We start from the raw sequence: 15,588 nt of genomic DNA, 5'->3' as shown, positions 1-15,588 counted from the left end.
TCTGCGACGGCGGCGCCGTTCCTACGGTCGGATCATGCCCCTGATCAGCGCGAACGCCACCGCCATCCACTACGAGATCACCGGCGACGGGCCACCCCTGCTGTTCGTCGCCGGCGCGGGCGGCGACGCCGGCTACTGGACCGCGACCGCGGCGGAGCTCGCCGATGCGTTCACCGTCGTCACCTACGACCGGCGCGGCAACTCGCGCAGCCCCTCGACCCCGGGGCACGCCACCTCGCTCGCCGAACAGGCCGACGACGCGGCGGCCCTGCTGCGGGAGCTGGGCCTCGCGCCGGCGATCGTCGTCGGCACCAGCTTCGGGGCGATCGTCACGGCCACGCTCGTCGAGCGGCACCCGCTCGTGGTGGAGCGAGCGGTCCTGCACGAACCACCGCTGATCGGGGTCCTGCCGGACGGCGAGGAGATCGGCGCGCAGCTGATGTCCCTGATCGGCGACGGGATGGCGCGCGGTGGCCCTCCGGCGGCGATGGACCTCTTCATGCGGTCGGTCGCCACCGCCAGCGAGCTCGACAGTGCTGATCCCCTCCTCGTCGCCCGCCTGCTCGCCAACGCGGAGGTGTTCTTCGGCGGGGAGCTCGAGCTCGTCGCGAGCTACCGGCCCGACCCGGTCCGGCTCCGGGCGACCGGCGTCGAGGTGACGGTGGCCGCGGGTCGCGACGACCCGCAGCGGTACCTGGCCCGGAGCGCCGGGTGGCTCGCCGACCAGCTCGGCGCGCCCGTCCTGGAGACGTCGGGGGCCCACCTCCCGTACAACGACCGCCCGTCCGTGTTCGCCGACGAGCTCCGGGCCCTGCTCGCGGAGGAGACCGTCGCACCCGCGGCCCACCGGGCGTGACCGTCTCCTCACGGGAAGTTGGCTGGTGCGCCGGCAGCCGGAGCGCGGAAGGGTTCTCGGTGAGTACCTGCCCCGACCCCGCGAGGACGGCCCCATGGCCCCGACCGGCTTGTCCCGGCGTCAGGTGCTGGGTGCGGCGGGCGCCACGCTCGCCGTGGCCGCCACCGGGGTGCTCAGCTACCGGGCCTACGACGGCGCGGTGCTCGACCCCGGGTCCGGCCCGGCCTACGCGCCCTGGACGGCCTGGCGGGAGCTCCCGGGTCCGGCGGGGCTGGTCGGCGCCGCCGTCCTGGCGGCGAGCCCGCACAACACTCAGCCCTGGCGCTTCGCCGTCGCGGCGGACGCGATCGACGTCCTCGCCGACCCCGCGCGCGGCACCGGGTCGATCGATCCCTTCGGACGGGAGCGCGACGTCGGGCTCGGGTGCGCGCTGGAGAACCTGGTGCTCGCGTGCGCACCGCAGGGTCTGCGGCCGGTGGTCACGCTGCTGCCGGACGGCGACGGGGACCGCGTCGCGCACGTCGGCCTCGTCCCGACCGCGCCGGGCGCCGAACCGCTCGCCGGGGTGATCGACCGGCGGCACACGCACCGGGGTCCCTACCGGCCGGTGCCGCTCGAGCCGTCCACGTTGGCGTCGCTGTCCGGCGGGGAGCCGAGCGTGGTCTGGATCGCCGAGCAGGGCCCCCGGGAGGCGCTCGGCCGGCTGCTCGTCGACGCCGCGGAAGCCCTGGTCGCGGACGAGCAGCAGTCGATCGACAACTTCGCCTGGTTCCGCGCCACCCACGACGAGGAGGAGCGGCACCGCGACGGGCTCGTCCTCGACGGCCAGGGGTTCGGCGCGCTGGAGCTCGGCGTCGCCAAGCTGCTGCCACCCGCGTCGCGGGTCGACGGCGACCGGTTCTGGGTCGACCGGACGCGCGACGTCCACACGGCCACCGCCGCCGCCTACGGGGTGATCACGGTTCCGGAGGACGACGACTCCCGTGCCCGTCGCCTGGAGGCCGGACGTCTGCTGCAACGCATCCACCTGCGGGCGACGTCGCTCGGTGTCGCCCTCCAGCACATGAACCAGATCACCGAGCGGCTCGACCGCGAGGCGACCACCGGGACGGTCTCGGACCTGGGGCCGCGCTTCGCCGCTCTCCTGCCCACGGGCGCGCGGCCGCTGCTCACCTTCCGCGTCGGCCTGCCCGAGCGGCCGGCCCGCCCCACGCCGCGACGGTCGTTCGGGGACGTGCTCCGGTGACCCGCGCACGCGTCGCGGGCCACCTCGGCGCCCTCGGCGGGGTCCTCCTGGCCGTCGCCGGGCTCGTCCAGGTCGTGTCCGGCCGTGACATCCCCGAGTGGACCGGCAACAAGCTCGCGCCGGTGCCGCTCGGGGTGCTGACCGTCGTCCTGGCCGCCGTCGCCCTCCTGGCCGCCCACCGGGCCTGGCGCCCGCACGACCCCCGGGGCGTGCGGGCCCTCGTGGCGCTCGGGCTCGCCGGGCCGGGGCTGCTGTGCCTGAGCACCGTCGGCGTGCTCGCGTGGCCGCCCGCTCTGCTGCTGACGGCGGCCGGCGTCCTGGCCGTCGCCGGGAGCTGGCGGGCGACCGCGGGCGCGGTGACCGCGAACCGGTACCGCATCCTGCTCGGGGCGCTGGGGTGCTGCCAGTTCCTCATGGCCGCGGCCGCGGCACCTCTGCCCACGGCGGCAGCGGTCACCGGCGGAGCGGCGCTCCTCCTCGCGGCGGCGCTCCCGCGGCCGGGTCGGGCCACGCTCGTCGGGCTCGTCGCCGTGGGCGTCGTCCCGCTCGCGGTGATCGGATGGGCGGCCGTCGTCCCCCTCGTCGTGGCGGCCGTCGCGATCCCGATCGCGGTCCTGCGCGCCCGGGGAGATCGTCCGCACGATGGCGATCTCGGGGCCGTCCGGTCGATGGCCGCGTCGGAGCCGGGTTCCTAGACTTCCGCTCGTGACCATGAGCCCGGCGTCGGGCGGCGTCCGTCGTTCCCCCCAGGGCGGTCTGGCCGAAGTCCTCGACCTGATCCTCGACAAGGGCCTGGTCATCGACGTCTTCGCCAAGATCTCGCTCGTGGGCATCGAGATCGTCACGATCGACGCCCGCATCGTCGTGGCCAGCGTCGACACCTACCTGCGCTTCGCCGAGGCCACCAACCGCCTCGACCTGCACGCGAAGGGCGGTGTGGGCCTCGACGAGCTGCCGAAGAAGATGACCGAGGGCGTCACCCAGGGCGCGGCGAAGGGGATCACCAAGGGCGTCCTCGACGCCGGCCAGGAGAAGTGGCGGGAGTTCCGCGGGAAGGGCTGAGCCCTCCGCGGGCGCCCGCCCACGGCTGGGATGCTGGCGGCGTGCATCCCGATCCCGCCGCCGACGGCCTGCCCGCCCCCGATCCCGCCGAGATCCACCGCCGCTCGGTGGCCCTGATCCAGGGCATGGACGCGAACGACCTCCCGGCGGTCGGCGCCCTCCTCGGCGAGCTGGCCGGGCCCGAGGAGTTCGCCGCGCAGGTCATCAGCCTCGCGAGCCTCGCCCGCCTCCTGCTCGACCAGCGCGACGACACGGCCCCGGGGTCCGACGAGGCGCGGGCCGCGGTGCTGCACGAACTGGCCGGTGTCCTCACCGCCGCCGAGGGCGGCTGATCCCCACCGGGTGACGCCGCGCGGCGTCGGGCAGGATCGGGGGGTGAGTGCCGCGAGGGATCTGCCGCCGGAGCCGGGGACGCAGCATCCGGGGGAGCACGCCGAGGGGGGAGCTCGTCCGTCGGCGTCGGGTGACGAGCCCACCGTCGCCGAGGACGCCGCGCTGGCCCGACAGCTCGCCGAAACCACCGGCGAGCTGCTGATGACGTTGCGCGACGACACCTCGACGGGCCGCGAGCGGGAGTACCGCGGCGACGCCGAGGCGCACGACTACCTGATCGGCGCGCTCGCCCGCCACCGGCCCGAGGACGCGGTGCTCTCCGAGGAGGGCACCCAGGACCCCGCGCCGCGCCGCGGAGCGCACCGGCTGTGGATCGTCGACCCGTTGGACGGCTCCAGCGGCTACGGCCGCGGCGGGGACGAGTGGGGCGTGCACGTCGCGCTCGTGGTGGACGGCACGCTGGTCGCCGGGGCGGTCTCCCTGCCCGCCCGCGGCGAGCTCGCGGACTCCGCCACCGTCCGGCCGCTGCCCGACACACCCGTCGACCCCGAGGCCGGGCTGTCGGTCACCGTCAGCCGCTCACGGCCACCCATGGAGCTGCGCCGGCTGGCGGCGGCCTTCCCCGTGCGGACGGTCGCGATGTCCGCGGCGGGCGTGAAGACCCTGGCCGTCGTCGACGGCCTCGTCGACGCCTACCTGCACTCGGGCGGGCAGTACGAGTGGGACAACGCGGCGCCGGCCGCGGTCGCCGAGGGCGCGGGCGTGCGCGTCACCCGCCTCGACGGCTCGCCGCTGCCCTTCGGCGCCGACGACCCGTACTCCCCCGACCTGCTCATCGCCCGCCCGGCCGCGCACCAGGCGATCCTGGACGTCCTGCGCGGCCGGTAGCGGGTCCGTGGAGCAGCGGTCCGTCTAGTAGCGCCAGCGCCAGGCGGCGAGGACGTCCTCGGGCTCGCGCTCGGCCGCCCAGGCGGCGTCCGCGCGCCGGACCGCGAGGAACGCCCCGAGCCGTTCGGCACCCAGGGCCTCGGTGATGCGGGGGTTCGCGACGAGCGCGGCCTCCTGGTCGGCCTGGGTCGTCGGCAGCTTCTCGACGCCCGCGGCGGCCCGCTCCTTCTTCTTCCAGGTGCCGGGGTCCGCGGCGATCGGGGACGGCGGGACGAGGTTCTCCTCGACGCCGGCCACGCCGGAGGTCAGCAGCGCGGTGAGGGCGAGGTACGGGTTCGCCGAGGCGTCGGAGACCTTGAGCTCGACGTTGGCGTGGTCGGCACCCAGCAGCGGGGAGCCGACGACGTACCGGACGGGGGCCTCGCGGTTCTCGATGCCCCAGAAGCCGTAGGCGCCCGCGAAGAAGCCCGGCCGCAGCCGCGCCATGGAGCCGACCGAGGGCGCGGTGACGGCCGCGAGCGCCGGCAGGTCGCGCAGGAGGCCCGCGATGTAGCCGCTGCCGGCCGTGCCGGGCCCCTCGGGGCCGCCGGCGAGCAGGTTGACGCCGTCGCGCCACAGCGAGCTGTGGACGTGCCAGCCGTTGCCCGCGAGCTGCAGCGACGGCAGCGGCGCGAAGCTGATGCGCAGTCCGTGGCGCGCAGCGGCGGCCAGGACGGTCTGGCGCGCCAGGAGCTGCTCGTCGGCGGCCCGGACGGGGTCGGTGGCGCCGAGCGAGAGCTCGACCTGCCCCGGCCCGTACTCGGCGTGGAACTGGCCGATGCGCAGCCCGTTGGCCTCGGCGTCGCGCAGGAGGTCGGTGGCGAACGCGTCGATCTCGAGCAGGCCGTGCGGGCTGTACGCCGGACCGCGGTAGGCGGGCACCACGGCGCCGTCGGGGCTCGGCGCGGAGACCACGAACTCCATCTCGTAGCCGACCAGCGCGGTGTAGCCGCGCTCGGCGAGCCCGTCGACCGTCGCCGCCAGCAGGGAGCGCTGGTCCCACGGCCACGGCGAGCCGTCGACGTCGACCTGGGTGCCCGGGGCCCACGCCATGCCCGGCTGGCCCGCGAGCGGCGTCAGGCGGTCGAGGTCGGGCACCAGGCGCACGTCGCCCGACGGCGTCTCGCGGCCCGGCGCGCCGTACTGGATGCCGTCGTTCGTGTCGAAGATCGCGAACACGGTGCTCACGCCGATGCCGGTCTCGGCGACCTGGGGCAGCGACGCGAGCGGCACCGTCCGGGACCGCGGGATGCCGTTGTTGTCGCACCACGCCACGGTGACGCCGGCGACGCCCACGCCCCGCAGCTGTTCGACGAGCTCGCGCGCCCGCTCCGCCGTGTCGGCCACCGCAGTCTCCTGTCACCGTCCCGGTGTGGTGGCCACAGGCTAGTGGGCGACCCCGACGGTCCCGCCGTGACCGGCGGGGGCAGGCGGGGCTCGTGGGCCCCCGTCACCACTCGTCGCTCGAGATCGACTCACCAACGGGTGGTTGTCGCCCCTACCCCGGAACGAACGGTTCTCCACCTCCGATGAGCGGTTCGTGACGGATGACAAAGCGGCGCGTGAACACGAGCGGTCGCGGGCAGCGTCTGACACAGTGGAGGGACGGTCGCATGACCGGATCTCGCGGGCCCGGGACGAGAGTCACGGACCCCGACGGAGGGAGATGACGATGCCCGGCACCCTGACCCGGCCAGAACTCACCGCCTCGGACCGTTGCGACCGCTGCGGTGCAGCGGCCAAGGTCCGCGCCGTACTGCCCTCCGGTGGAGAACTCCTCTTCTGCGGGCACCACGCCCGGGCCCACGAGGCCAAGTTGAAGGAGCTGTCGGTGGACGTCCAGGCCGGTGAGAGCGCATGACGGCCAGCTGACCAGCGACTTCTTCGCAGAAGACCACAGCCGCAGATCGAGACCACGACGGGCGAGGACCTCAGGGTCCTCGCCCGTCGTCGTGTGCGGGGTCGGAGGTCGTGCTCCCGCCTGCCGGCGGCGGCTCCTCGACCGCTACGGACCTGCGCTCCGGGCCGCGATCATGCGCTCCGATCCGTCGTCGGGAGAACCCGGCGTCCGGTCCGCGTTCCCGGTCCAGTCGCTTCGCTCCGCGCCCGCCCCACCCGGCGCCGGCGGGATGGTGCGCATCGTGACGCTCCGGTGAACACCATGACGCCGGGATGTCGGACCGCGACGACCGCGACAGCACCGACGCACCACGGAGTGTGATGTGTACCACAGGTTAAGGATCAGACACTCTGCGTAGAGATCAGCGCCAGGACCGCAGCGTGGCGATGCGCTCCTCGATCTGCTCGAGCGAGGCCATGGGCGTCGCGGGCCCCCCGCAGTACTTCCGCAGATCGCCGTGGATGGCGCCGTGCGGCTTGCCCGTGCGGTGGTGGTGCGCGGCGACGAGGGCGTTGAGCTCGCGCCGCAGCTCCTTGAGCCGCTCGGCCACACCGACGTCGCGGCGGAACTCGCGGACCGGCGACGGGGACGGCTCCGGGGCCGCCGCCGCGGGGGCGGGCGCCTCCTCCTCGCGGTCCAGCTGCTCGCTCTGACGCCGGCGCAGGAGCGCCCGCACCTGGTCGGGCTCGAGGAGCCCGGGCAGCCCGAGGTAGTCCTGCTCCTCGGCCGAGCCCGCGCCCGCCGCGGTGCCGAACGACGACCCGTCGTAGATCAGCTGGTCGAGCTCCGCCTCGGCGGACAGCGACTCGAACGCCTTCTCCTGCTCGCCCGGTTCGTCCTCGGTGCGGTTGGCCGCCTCGAGGAGGTCGTCCTCCCAGCCCTCCTTCGGCCGGTGGGGCTGGCCGAGGACGTGGTCGCGCTGCACCTCCAGCTCGCTGGCCAGCGTCAGCAGCGAGGGCACGCTCGGGAGGAAGACGCTCGCGGTCTCCCCCGGCCGCCGCGACCGGACGAAGCGGCCGACGGCCTGGGCGAAGAACAGCGGCGTCGAGGCGCTGGTGGCGTAGACGCCGACGGCCAGCCGCGGGACGTCGACGCCCTCGGACACCATGCGGACGGCGACGAGCCAGCGCTCGTTCGTGCGCCCGAACTCCGCGATGCGCCCGGAGGCCTTCGGGTCGTCCGAGAGCACGACGACCGGCTCCTCGCCCGCGATGCGGCGCAGCAGCGCGGCGTAGGCCTTGGCCGTGGTGTGGTCGGTGGCGATGACGAGCCCGCCGGCGTCGGGGACGCCCCCGCCGCGCAGCTGCGTCAGCCGGGTGTCGGCGGCCTGGAGGACGGCCGGCATCCACTCGCCCTTGGGGTCGAGCGCGGTCTTCCAGGCGCGGGCGTTCTGCTCGGCGGTGAGGGGCTCGCCGAGACGGGCCGTCATCTCCTCGCCCGCGCTGGTGCGCCAGCTCGCCTGGCCCGAGTACGCGAGGAAGACGACCGGGCGGACGACCCCGTCGGCCAGCGCGTCGGCGTAGCCGTAGGAGTGGTCGGCGCGCGAGCGCAGCACGCCGGCGCTGTCGGGCTCGTAGGCGATGAACGGGATCGGGTTGTCGTCGGACCGGAAGGGCGTCCCGGTCAGCGCCAGGCGGCGCGTCGCGCCCGCGAACGCCTCGCGCGTCGCCTCGCCCCACGACTTGGCGTCGCCCGCGTGGTGGATCTCGTCGAAGATCACCAGCGTGCGCCGGCCCTCGGTGCGGTTCATGTGCAGCACGGGGTGCGCGGCCACCTGCGCGTACGTGACGGCGACGCCGCGGAAGTCGGTCGAGGTGCGCCCGACGGCGTTGGAGAACTCGGGGTCGATCGCGAGGCCCGCGGCACCGGCGGCCTCGGCCCACTGGTGCTTGAGGTGCTCGGTGGGACAGACGATCGTGACGGTGTCGACGGAGCGGTCGCCGAGCAGCTCGGCCGCCACCTTCAGGGCGAAGGTGGTCTTGCCCGCGCCGGGCGTCGCGACCGCCAGGAAGTCCTTGGGACGGTCGGTGAGGTACCGGGTCAGCGCGCGGCGCTGCCAGGTGCGCAGCGGCCGTGCCGCCGCCGTGTCCGTACTGGTCGGGCTACCGGTCGTACGGGTGGTCAAGGGCCCTCCGGGCAGACGTCGGACGGGGACGACGGCGGCCCGGTGCTCGGGCGGCCGTCGGAGAGGTCCTCCAGGGACCTACTCGCCGTCGTCGCCGGGACGCATCTTGCTGAAGATCTCCTTGCAGGCCGGGCAGACGGGCGAGCCCGGCTTGGGCGAGCGCGTGACCGGGAAGGTCTCACCGCAGAGGGCCACCACCATCGACCCGGTGACCGCCGACTCGGCGACCTTGTTCTTCCGGACGTAGTGGAACATCTTCGGGTCGTCGTCACCCGTGCGGTCGGTCCCCTGGGGCCGGGTGTCGGGAAGCACGGTGGTCTGGCTCATGGACTCCATGATGCCCCACGACCCCGACGGTGGGGGCACGCCGGGAGGCCCGTCGCGCCGAGGCCCCGGCCACCCGGGGCGGATCCCACCGAACGGCACCCACACCGCCGACCGGGCTGTCACGGTGAGCGCACCCGTCCCCGATCGAGGAGGAGTGCTCATGGCCGAGCCGGCCCGGTCGGCCCATCCCCTCGGTCGCCCCGGCGTCGCGCGCCCGTTCGTCGGTCCGCCCGCCTGGCCGTCCGCGGTGCCGCCCGACGAGCTGCCCGACGGCCCGGGCTCACGGTGCGAGGCCGTCCGCGTCTTCGTCGGCGAGCACCGTGCGCGCCTGCTCCGGCTGGGCCTGCACCTCCTCGTGGCCGCGCTGCCGCTGCTCGCGATCTCCGCGCACGTGTTCGGCATCGCCCCGATGAACGTCACGGCGGGCCTGCTCGTGGTGCCGCTGACGCTGGTCACCCTGCTGCTCGGCGTGTTCTCCCCGTCCGGCGAGGAGCGGCTGCTGCTCTCCGGGGCGATGTGGGGGGTGCTGGCGACGCTGGTCTACGACGCGGTGCGCCTGGACACCGTCTACCTGCTCGGCTGGTGGGGCGACTTCATCCCGCGCGTGGGCACCTGGATCCTCGGCTCCGGTGCCGCCGCCGACGCCGGGTCCCCGGTGGTCGGCGCGGTCGTGGGCTACCTGTGGCGCTACGTCGGCGATGGCGGCGGCATCGGCGTCGCGTTCTTCGTGCTCGTCGCCGCCACCGGGCTGCGCCGGTGGGGCGAGCGCGCCACCGTCGCGGCGTCGGTGACGTTCGCGGTCTTCCCCGTGTGGACGGGCCTCGTCGCCACGGTGGCCCTCGCCCCGCGCGGGCAGCAGCAGATGTTCCCGCTGACGCCGGCCACCGTGCTCCTCTCGCTCGTCGGGCACCTCGTGTTCGGCCTCGTGCTGGGGCTGGGGTGCGCCCGCTGCCGCCGCCTCGAGGAGTACTGGCCCTGGACGCCCCTGCTCGACCTGCGGCGGGGCGCCCCGGCGGTGCCGCCCCTGGTCCGGCCCGCGCGGAGCGACGGCTGGGGCCCGCCGGCCCTCGTGACCGCCGGCGGCGACGACCCCGAGCGCACCGAGATCCGCCCCCTGGCCCCGCCACGGCCCGCGGGCGCGCGCCGCGGTGGTGCACGCCCGCTCGATCCGGCGTCGGGGCCGGTGCGCGTGCTCGACATGCCGCCCGGCCCGGCGCCCGTGGTCCGGGCCGGGACGGGGCGCCGGTCGGGACCCGTGCCGATCGCCGGCCAGGCCCGCCCGGGCACCGGGCCGTGGCCGCACCCCGCGCCCCCGGGTGCCGACCCCTGGTCGGGCCCGGTCCGGTCCCGGGTCACGAGTTCCACGAAAGCGCCACCGGGCCGCGCGGGCCGCGGCTAGCGTCCGCGACGCGGAGGCCGGGGTGTCGGACGGAGGGTCATGAGCGGGTCGCGGTGGGGGCGCTCGCCCCGGGTGCGGCGGGGCGGGCCGGCGCGGGCGGAGGCGGGCGCGGAGACGCCCGCGAGCCCGTGGGACGCGCTCGAACGCCCCGCCCGCGGTCCGCGCCGCGTCCCTGTGCTCCTGCTCGCTGTGCTCGCCGTCGCTGGTCTGGTCATCGGCGTCGCGGCCGGCGCCGGGACGCCACTGGTATCCCACGGGGGTCTGGTCGCGATCGCGGAGGACGACGAGGGCTCGGGCTCGGGGGACTCGGACTCCGAGTCGGACTCGGGTGACTCCGGCTCCGAGGAGGACTCGCGCTCGGGTTCCGGCGGTGGCTCCGATCAGGAGCAGGGCGGGCAGGACGAGGAGCAGGGCGGCGGGGGCCGGGCCGGCGGTGGTCAGGGCGGAGGCGCGGGCGGGGAGGACGCCGAGCAGTTCCCCGATCGCGACAAGGCGGGCCGTCCCAGCGCCGAGGAGTTCGTGAACATCCAGAACGTCCGCTCGGTGGGGCAGCGCGGCGAGGGCGGCGTGTTCTCCGGCGGCAGCTACAGCATCCGCTGCGCGATGAGCGCGCACCACAACTCCGACAACTTCATCATCGCCCCGGGCGTGCGCAACGGCGCCCAGCACACCCACGACTACGCCGGCAACGAGGGCACCAACTTCGCCTCGGAGGACGAGACGCTCGAGGAGTCCTCGACGACGTGCACGAACGGCGACCGCTCCCCCATCTTCTGGCCGGTGCTGCGGGATCTCCGCGGCGTCGGGCCCGACGTCGGGGCCGACGGGGGCAGCCTCGACGGCAACGTCGGGTCGTTCATCGAGCCGTCGTCGGTCGACTACACGTTCCACGGGCACGGCACCCGGCGCACCGAGGCCATGCCGCTCAACATCGCGCTCGTCACGGGCTCGGCGAAGGCGGCCACCAAGGGCGGCGAGGGCAGCAACGCCAAGTTCACCTGCACAGGGTCCGGCCAGCGCATGACCGACCTCTACCCGATGTGCCCCGGCGGGTCGTCGCTGCAGCGGGTCTACGACTTCCCGAGCTGCTGGAACGGCCAGGACCTCGACTCCGAGGACCACGCCACCCACATCCGGTACCCCGATGAGGACGGCGAGTGCGACGAGGAGCTCATCCCCGTGCCGGCGCTGCGGATCACGGTGACCTACGAGGACCCGCCGCCCGGCCGTCAGTTCGCCATCGACAGCTTCCCCGAGCAGCGCCACAACCCGATCACCGACCACGCGCTGCTGGAGTACCTGTCCTCCGAGCGCCGCGCCGAGGAGGGCGCGGACTGCATCAACAGCGCTCGGCGCTGCGTGCAGGGTCCCTCGCAGGATGCCGCGGGCGCGGGGTCCACCGACATCGCCGACCGGGTCCCACGCTCACGGACGTTCGTGCACGCCCTCGCCACCCACGCGAACGCCCACCAGCCGCGGCCCGCGGTCCCGGCGCACGGCGGCGCCGAACACCACAGCACGGCACACGACGGCGCCGTCCACGGCGACACGGCCTCCGGTCACGGCCAGGCTGCGCCGGAGCAGCGCCCGACCGCGCCGCGCCTCCCGGCTCCCGCGGACGGGCTGGGTCCGCTGCCGGGCGTCACGCCCCTGCCGCGCAGCGCCCCGCAGATGGCGCCCCTGCGCACCCCGGTGCTGCGGGGCGTCTGAGGCGGGGTCACCGTCCGTTCGGTCCCGCCCGGGGCGAGCTCAGCCCCCGGTGCCCGTGCGCGGCGGCTCGTGGGCGGGCTCGTCCTGCTGGGACTGGCGGGGCCACTCGGTGCGCTGGTCGCGCCGGTCGAGCACCTCGGCGGCCTCGATGATCTGCGCGTCGGGGACGCTGTCGAGCGCGCGGTGGCTCTTGCGGTAGCGGTTGGCCTTCTCGGCCTTCTTCGGCGGGCGGTCGTTCGCGATGAGCACCGCGACCCACGGCAGCGGCACCGACAGCACGATGAACGCCACCGCGACCAACGGCCACTGGAAATAGATGCCGAAGACCCCGGCGAGGATGAGGCACGGGATGCGGCACGCCATGATCAGCGAGTAGCGCTTCTTGCGCGCCGCGAACTCCTCGTCGTACGAGACCTGGGCCTGAGTGATCAGGATCGGCCCGTCGTCGTCGTGACGTCGGTTCACGTTCGTCGCCTCCTCGGCACCGCTCTTGCGCGGGTGCCCGCACCCACCAGACTCAACCCTGGACGCGCCGGGCGCCACCTGGGGTGATCAGGAGGGTGCGTCGGCCTTCGCGGCCTTGGCCGCCTTCTTCTGCGCCTGCTTGAACTCGCGCACCTCGCCGAGCGTGACGGGGTCGACGACGTCGGCGATCGAGCGGCGCGAGCCGTCGTCGCCGTACGAGCCCGCGGCCTCGCGCCAGCCCTCGGGGCGCACGTCGCACTGCTTGCCGAGCAGCGCCGTGAAGATCTGCGCCTTCTGCTTGCCGAAGCCGGGCAGCGACTGCAGGTTCGCCAGCACCGTGCGGCCGTCGGTGGCGTCGCTCCAGAGGCGTTCGACCTCGCCGCCCCAGTCGGCGACGATCGTCCGGCACAGCGCCTGCACCCGCTCGGCCATCGAGCGCGGGTAGCGGTGCAGCGCCGGCGGGCCGGTGAACGCGGCGACGAGGGCCTCGGTGTCGTACTCGGCGATCCCGGCGGCCGTGAGCGGGCCGCCGAGGCGCTCGGTGAGCAGGGCGGGCGAGGCGAACGCGCGCTCCATCGGGAACTGCTGGTCGAGCAGCATGCCGATGAGCAGCGCGAGCGAGTTCGAGCTCAGGACCGCGTCGGCGTCGGCGTCCTGCGCGAGGGTCAGGTCGGGCACCGGCTCAGCGTCCCAGATTCTTCGCGAGCACGGCGAACCTGAAGTCGTCGTCCCGCGGCTCGCCCACGCCCTCGGCGCCGTAGGGGAACGGGCGGCTCTCCCCCGTCCGCGCGTAGCCCCGCCGCTCGTACCAGGCGATGAGCTCCTCGCGGCGGTCGATGACGAGCATCTCCATGACCGTCGCCCCCCGCTCGCGGGCGTGGTCCTCGGCCGCGGCGAGGAGCGCCGACCCGACGCCCCCGCCCTGGAGCCCCGGCCGCACCGCGAACAGGCCGAACGACGCCGTCGACGCGCCGGCCTCGTGCGTGACGGCGGCGCAGCCGAGCAGGTCGCCGGCGACGAGCACGGAGATCGACGGGTCGGCGACGTCGGCGGCCAGCAGTTCGCGGGTGGTGCGCGGGCCGTCGATGAGGTCGGCCTCGGACGTCCAGCCCTCGCGGCCCGACGGACCCCGGTAGGCGCTGTGCACGAGGGCGAGCAGGGAGTCCACGTCGGCGGCCTCGGCGACGCGGATGGTGAGCGGAGCGGTCACGGGCGCCCAGTGTGCCGGGACGACCCGGCCCCGGTCGACTCGAGCTGATCGAGCCCGCGCCCGGTGTCGACGGGACGGCGGGCGATCACCGGCAGGCCGCGCGCCCACAACCGGATGCCCCGGTGCCGGATGGCCGCCGACACGCGCAGCGTCACCGCCGGGTGCCGCAGGACGGCGGCGAGCACCCTGCGCGCCGTGGCGGGCCGCCGCCGGCCGCGCAGCGTGGCGACGAACGCCGTCCCGCCCTCGCGGCGCAGCACGATCGTCGCCGAGAGCGTCTCCCCCGGCTCCGGCACGCGCATCCGGTACTCGCCGTCGACGGGGAAGAACGGCGAGACGTAGAAGTCCTTGTCGACGCGGGCGCGGCCTGCCTCCGGGTCGTCGGAGACGTCGAGCAGGTAGTGGTGGCGGCCGCCGTAGGTGTTGTGCACCTCGGCGACGACGGCGACGAGTGCGCCGGCGGCGTCGCGGCACCAGTAGAGCGTGATCGGGTTGAACACCCAGCCGAGCACCCGGGCGTGGGCGAGCATGAGGACCCGCGCGGGCCGCTCCATCCCCCGCGCGGCGAGGAACTCATCGAGGTTCTCGCGGATCGTGCGGTCGGGGTGCCCGATGTGGTCGGCGGCCCGGAACCGCGCGAACGGCCGCAGCGGAGCCGGCAGCCGGGGCAGGTCGTCGAGGTCGACGAGCCACAGGTAGAGCCGGTGGGTGAAGGCGTCGTCGAGGCTCTCGAGTCGCCGGTGGCCGACCTCGGCCTCGTAGAGCCAGCTCACCACGTCACGCCGAGGGCGGCGGCGGCGCGCACCCCCGAGGCGCAGCCGTCCTCGTGGAAGCCCCAGCCGTGGTACGCGCCGGCGAAGGCGAGCCGATCGTCGTTCAGCTCCGGCAGCCGGTGCTGGGCCGCGACCGACTCCGGGGTGTAGGCGGGGTGCTCGTAGTCCATGCGGGCGATGACCGTGCTCGGGTCGATCCGGTCGGTCGCGTTGAGCGTGACGACGTAGGTCTCCGAGCCGGGCAACCGCATCAGCCGCGTCATGTCGTAGCTGACCAGCACCTTCGACTCCCCCGGCACGCGCAGCAGGTTCCACGACGCCCGGGCCCCCTCGGCCCGCGGGAGCACCGAGGTGTCGGTGTGCAGCACGGTCTCGTTGGGCGAGTAGCGGAAGGCCCCGAGCACCGACACCTGCTCGGCGGTCGGCGCGAAGAGCAGGCGCAGCGCGTCCGGGGCGTGGGTGGCGACGACGACGCGGTCGAAGCGGCGCTCGACGTCGGCGTCGTCGCGGACACGCACCTCGTCTCCGGAGCGCACCACGGCGCGCACGGGCGTCGACACCTCCACCGCCGACAGGCCCTTCGCGGCGCGCTCGACGTAGGTGCGCGAGCCGCCGACGACGGTGCGCCAGCGGTGCGAGCCGCCGATCGAGAGCATCCCGTGGTTCGCGAGGAACGTGAACAGGTAGCGCGCCGGGTACTGCCGCGAGAGCTCCGGCCCCGACGACCAGACCGCGGACACCACGGGCAGGCCGAAGGTCTCGACGAAGTAGGGCGAGTAGCCGCCGGCGTCGAGGAACTCGCCGAAGGTGACGTCCTCGGCGAGCGGCGACGTCCCGGCCACCACCGCGCGGGCCTGGCGGTGGAACCGCAGGACCTCGCCGAGCATCCGCAGGTAGCGGGGGTTCGCGAGGTTGCGCGGCTGGGCGAACAGGCCCGTGAGCCCGCGGGCGCCGGCGTACTCGAGTCCGGTGGCCTCGTCGCGGACGCTCATGCTCATCTCGGAGTCCTGCGTCGCGACCCCGAGCTCGGCGAACAGTCGCAGCAGGTTCGGGTACGTGACGTCGTTGTGGACGATGAACCCGGAGTCGACCGCGACGGTGTCGAGCTCGTGGGTGTGCGCGTGCCCGCCGAGACGGCCCTCCGCCTCGAACAGGGTGACGTCGTACCGACGCTGCAGCAGGTAGGCCGCGGTGAGTCCCGAGACCCCCGCCCCGATGACCGCGACCCGCTCCCGCATGACTCTGCTCCTCACCC

17 protein-coding genes are annotated in these 15,588 nt (G+C 74.9%); 9 read left to right on the top strand and 8 right to left on the bottom strand.

Features of this window, described 5'->3' with window-relative positions; translation table 11 throughout:
• The first annotated feature begins 34 nt into the window (after nt 1-34).
• From ACQPYN_RS12030 to ACQPYN_RS12005, 6 genes are all read left to right on the top strand, one after another.
• Nucleotides 35-856, top strand: a complete 822-nt coding sequence (locus ACQPYN_RS12030; protein WP_433037077.1) for an alpha/beta fold hydrolase — start codon at nt 35-37, stop codon at nt 854-856.
• 94 nt (nt 857-950) lie between these two features.
• Nucleotides 951-2,102 (top strand): Acg family FMN-binding oxidoreductase, encoded by a 1,152-nt coding sequence (locus ACQPYN_RS12025; RefSeq protein ID WP_433037075.1) that lies wholly within the window; start codon nt 951-953, stop codon nt 2,100-2,102.
• Nucleotides 2,099-2,797 carry a hypothetical protein gene (locus ACQPYN_RS12020; RefSeq protein ID WP_433037073.1) on the top strand — a complete coding sequence of 233 codons (699 nt, stop codon included), beginning with the start codon at nt 2,099-2,101 and terminating at the stop codon, nt 2,795-2,797. The genes ACQPYN_RS12025 and ACQPYN_RS12020 overlap by 4 nt, the downstream gene beginning before the upstream one ends.
• A 16-nt stretch (nt 2,798-2,813) precedes the next feature.
• Nucleotides 2,814-3,164 carry a gas vesicle protein GvpJ gene (gvpJ, locus tag ACQPYN_RS12015; protein ID WP_433038849.1) on the top strand — a complete coding sequence of 117 codons (351 nt, stop codon included), beginning with the start codon at nt 2,814-2,816 and terminating at the stop codon, nt 3,162-3,164.
• 41 nt (nt 3,165-3,205) lie between these two features.
• Nucleotides 3,206-3,496 (top strand): hypothetical protein, encoded by a 291-nt coding sequence (locus tag ACQPYN_RS12010; protein WP_433037071.1) that lies wholly within the window; start codon nt 3,206-3,208, stop codon nt 3,494-3,496.
• Nucleotides 3,497-3,539: 43 nt separating this feature from the next.
• Nucleotides 3,540-4,385, top strand: a complete 846-nt coding sequence (locus ACQPYN_RS12005) for an inositol monophosphatase family protein (protein ID WP_433037069.1) — start codon at nt 3,540-3,542, stop codon at nt 4,383-4,385.
• A 24-nt stretch (nt 4,386-4,409) separates the two neighbouring features.
• On the opposite strand, the gene ACQPYN_RS12000 is transcribed toward ACQPYN_RS12005, so the two are convergent.
• Nucleotides 4,410-5,771 carry a glutamine synthetase gene (locus ACQPYN_RS12000; protein ID WP_433037067.1) on the bottom strand — a complete coding sequence of 454 codons (1,362 nt, stop codon included), beginning with the start codon at nt 5,769-5,771 and terminating at the stop codon, nt 4,410-4,412.
• Nucleotides 5,772-6,090: 319 nt separating this feature from the next.
• Between ACQPYN_RS12000 and ACQPYN_RS11995 the strand changes: the two genes are divergently transcribed.
• Complete coding sequence (locus ACQPYN_RS11995) at nt 6,091-6,285, top strand: DUF7455 domain-containing protein (protein WP_274189263.1); 195 nt, start codon at nt 6,091-6,093, stop codon at nt 6,283-6,285.
• Nucleotides 6,286-6,685: 400 nt separating this feature from the next.
• Here the strand turns inward: ACQPYN_RS11995 and ACQPYN_RS11990 are convergent, their stop codons facing one another.
• Both ACQPYN_RS11990 and ACQPYN_RS11985 read right to left on the bottom strand, forming a co-directional pair.
• Nucleotides 6,686-8,449, bottom strand: a complete 1,764-nt coding sequence (locus tag ACQPYN_RS11990) for a DEAD/DEAH box helicase (protein WP_433037065.1) — start codon at nt 8,447-8,449, stop codon at nt 6,686-6,688.
• A 78-nt stretch (nt 8,450-8,527) separates the two neighbouring features.
• Nucleotides 8,528-8,776 carry a DUF3039 domain-containing protein gene (locus tag ACQPYN_RS11985; RefSeq protein WP_328308869.1) on the bottom strand — a complete coding sequence of 83 codons (249 nt, stop codon included), beginning with the start codon at nt 8,774-8,776 and terminating at the stop codon, nt 8,528-8,530.
• Between the two features lie 160 nt (nt 8,777-8,936).
• Between ACQPYN_RS11985 and ACQPYN_RS11980 the strand changes: the two genes are divergently transcribed.
• The gene (locus ACQPYN_RS11980) at nt 8,937-10,175 is read left to right on the top strand and encodes a hypothetical protein (RefSeq protein WP_433037063.1); all 1,239 of its coding nucleotides are present in this window, start codon (nt 8,937-8,939) and stop codon (nt 10,173-10,175) included.
• 39 nt (nt 10,176-10,214) lie between these two features.
• Nucleotides 10,215-11,885 carry a DUF1996 domain-containing protein gene (locus ACQPYN_RS11975; RefSeq protein ID WP_433037061.1) on the top strand — a complete coding sequence of 557 codons (1,671 nt, stop codon included), beginning with the start codon at nt 10,215-10,217 and terminating at the stop codon, nt 11,883-11,885.
• A 39-nt stretch (nt 11,886-11,924) separates the two neighbouring features.
• On the opposite strand, the gene ACQPYN_RS11970 is transcribed toward ACQPYN_RS11975, so the two are convergent.
• From ACQPYN_RS11970 to ACQPYN_RS11950, 5 genes are all read right to left on the bottom strand, one after another.
• Nucleotides 11,925-12,350 (bottom strand): DUF3099 domain-containing protein, encoded by a 426-nt coding sequence (locus ACQPYN_RS11970; RefSeq protein ID WP_433037059.1) that lies wholly within the window; start codon nt 12,348-12,350, stop codon nt 11,925-11,927.
• A gap of 87 nt (nt 12,351-12,437) precedes the next feature.
• On the bottom strand, nt 12,438-13,028 hold the full coding sequence (locus ACQPYN_RS11965; protein ID WP_433037057.1) for an HhH-GPD-type base excision DNA repair protein: 591 nt from the start codon (nt 13,026-13,028) through the stop codon (nt 12,438-12,440).
• A gap of 4 nt (nt 13,029-13,032) precedes the next feature.
• Nucleotides 13,033-13,560 carry a GNAT family N-acetyltransferase gene (locus ACQPYN_RS11960; protein ID WP_433037053.1) on the bottom strand — a complete coding sequence of 176 codons (528 nt, stop codon included), beginning with the start codon at nt 13,558-13,560 and terminating at the stop codon, nt 13,033-13,035.
• Nucleotides 13,557-14,333: a DUF1365 domain-containing protein gene (locus tag ACQPYN_RS11955; protein ID WP_433037051.1), complete on the bottom strand. Its 777-nt coding sequence runs from the start codon at nt 14,331-14,333 to the stop codon at nt 13,557-13,559. The genes ACQPYN_RS11960 and ACQPYN_RS11955 overlap by 4 nt, the downstream gene beginning before the upstream one ends.
• Nucleotides 14,330-15,571, bottom strand: coding sequence for an NAD(P)/FAD-dependent oxidoreductase (locus ACQPYN_RS11950; protein WP_433037049.1), 1,242 nt, complete (start codon nt 15,569-15,571; stop codon nt 14,330-14,332). The genes ACQPYN_RS11955 and ACQPYN_RS11950 overlap by 4 nt, the downstream gene beginning before the upstream one ends.
• Nucleotides 15,572-15,588 lie beyond the last annotated feature (17 nt).

The organism is Actinomycetospora sp. CA-053990 (assembly GCF_050948445.1).
Lineage (GTDB): Bacteria > Actinomycetota > Actinomycetes > Mycobacteriales > Pseudonocardiaceae > Actinomycetospora > Actinomycetospora callitridis.
This window is presented reverse-complemented; position numbering and strand designations above follow the sequence as displayed.

Excerpts from the sequence above, each read along its gene's own strand:
- ACQPYN_RS12030 (WP_433037077.1), top strand. The coding sequence starts at position 35 with ATGCCCCTGATCAGCGCGAACGCCACCGCCATCCACTACGAGATCACC.
- ACQPYN_RS12025 (WP_433037075.1), top strand. The coding sequence starts at position 951 with ATGGCCCCGACCGGCTTGTCCCGGCGTCAGGTGCTGGGTGCGGCGGGC.
- gvpJ (WP_433038849.1), top strand. The coding sequence starts at position 2,814 with ATGAGCCCGGCGTCGGGCGGCGTCCGTCGTTCCCCCCAGGGCGGTCTG.
- ACQPYN_RS11995 (WP_274189263.1), top strand. The coding sequence starts at position 6,091 with ATGACGATGCCCGGCACCCTGACCCGGCCAGAACTCACCGCCTCGGAC.
- ACQPYN_RS11985 (WP_328308869.1), bottom strand. The coding sequence starts at position 8,776 with ATGAGCCAGACCACCGTGCTTCCCGACACCCGGCCCCAGGGGACCGAC.
- ACQPYN_RS11980 (WP_433037063.1), top strand. The coding sequence starts at position 8,937 with ATGGCCGAGCCGGCCCGGTCGGCCCATCCCCTCGGTCGCCCCGGCGTC.
- ACQPYN_RS11975 (WP_433037061.1), top strand. The coding sequence starts at position 10,215 with ATGAGCGGGTCGCGGTGGGGGCGCTCGCCCCGGGTGCGGCGGGGCGGG.
- ACQPYN_RS11950 (WP_433037049.1), bottom strand. The coding sequence starts at position 15,571 with ATGCGGGAGCGGGTCGCGGTCATCGGGGCGGGGGTCTCGGGACTCACC.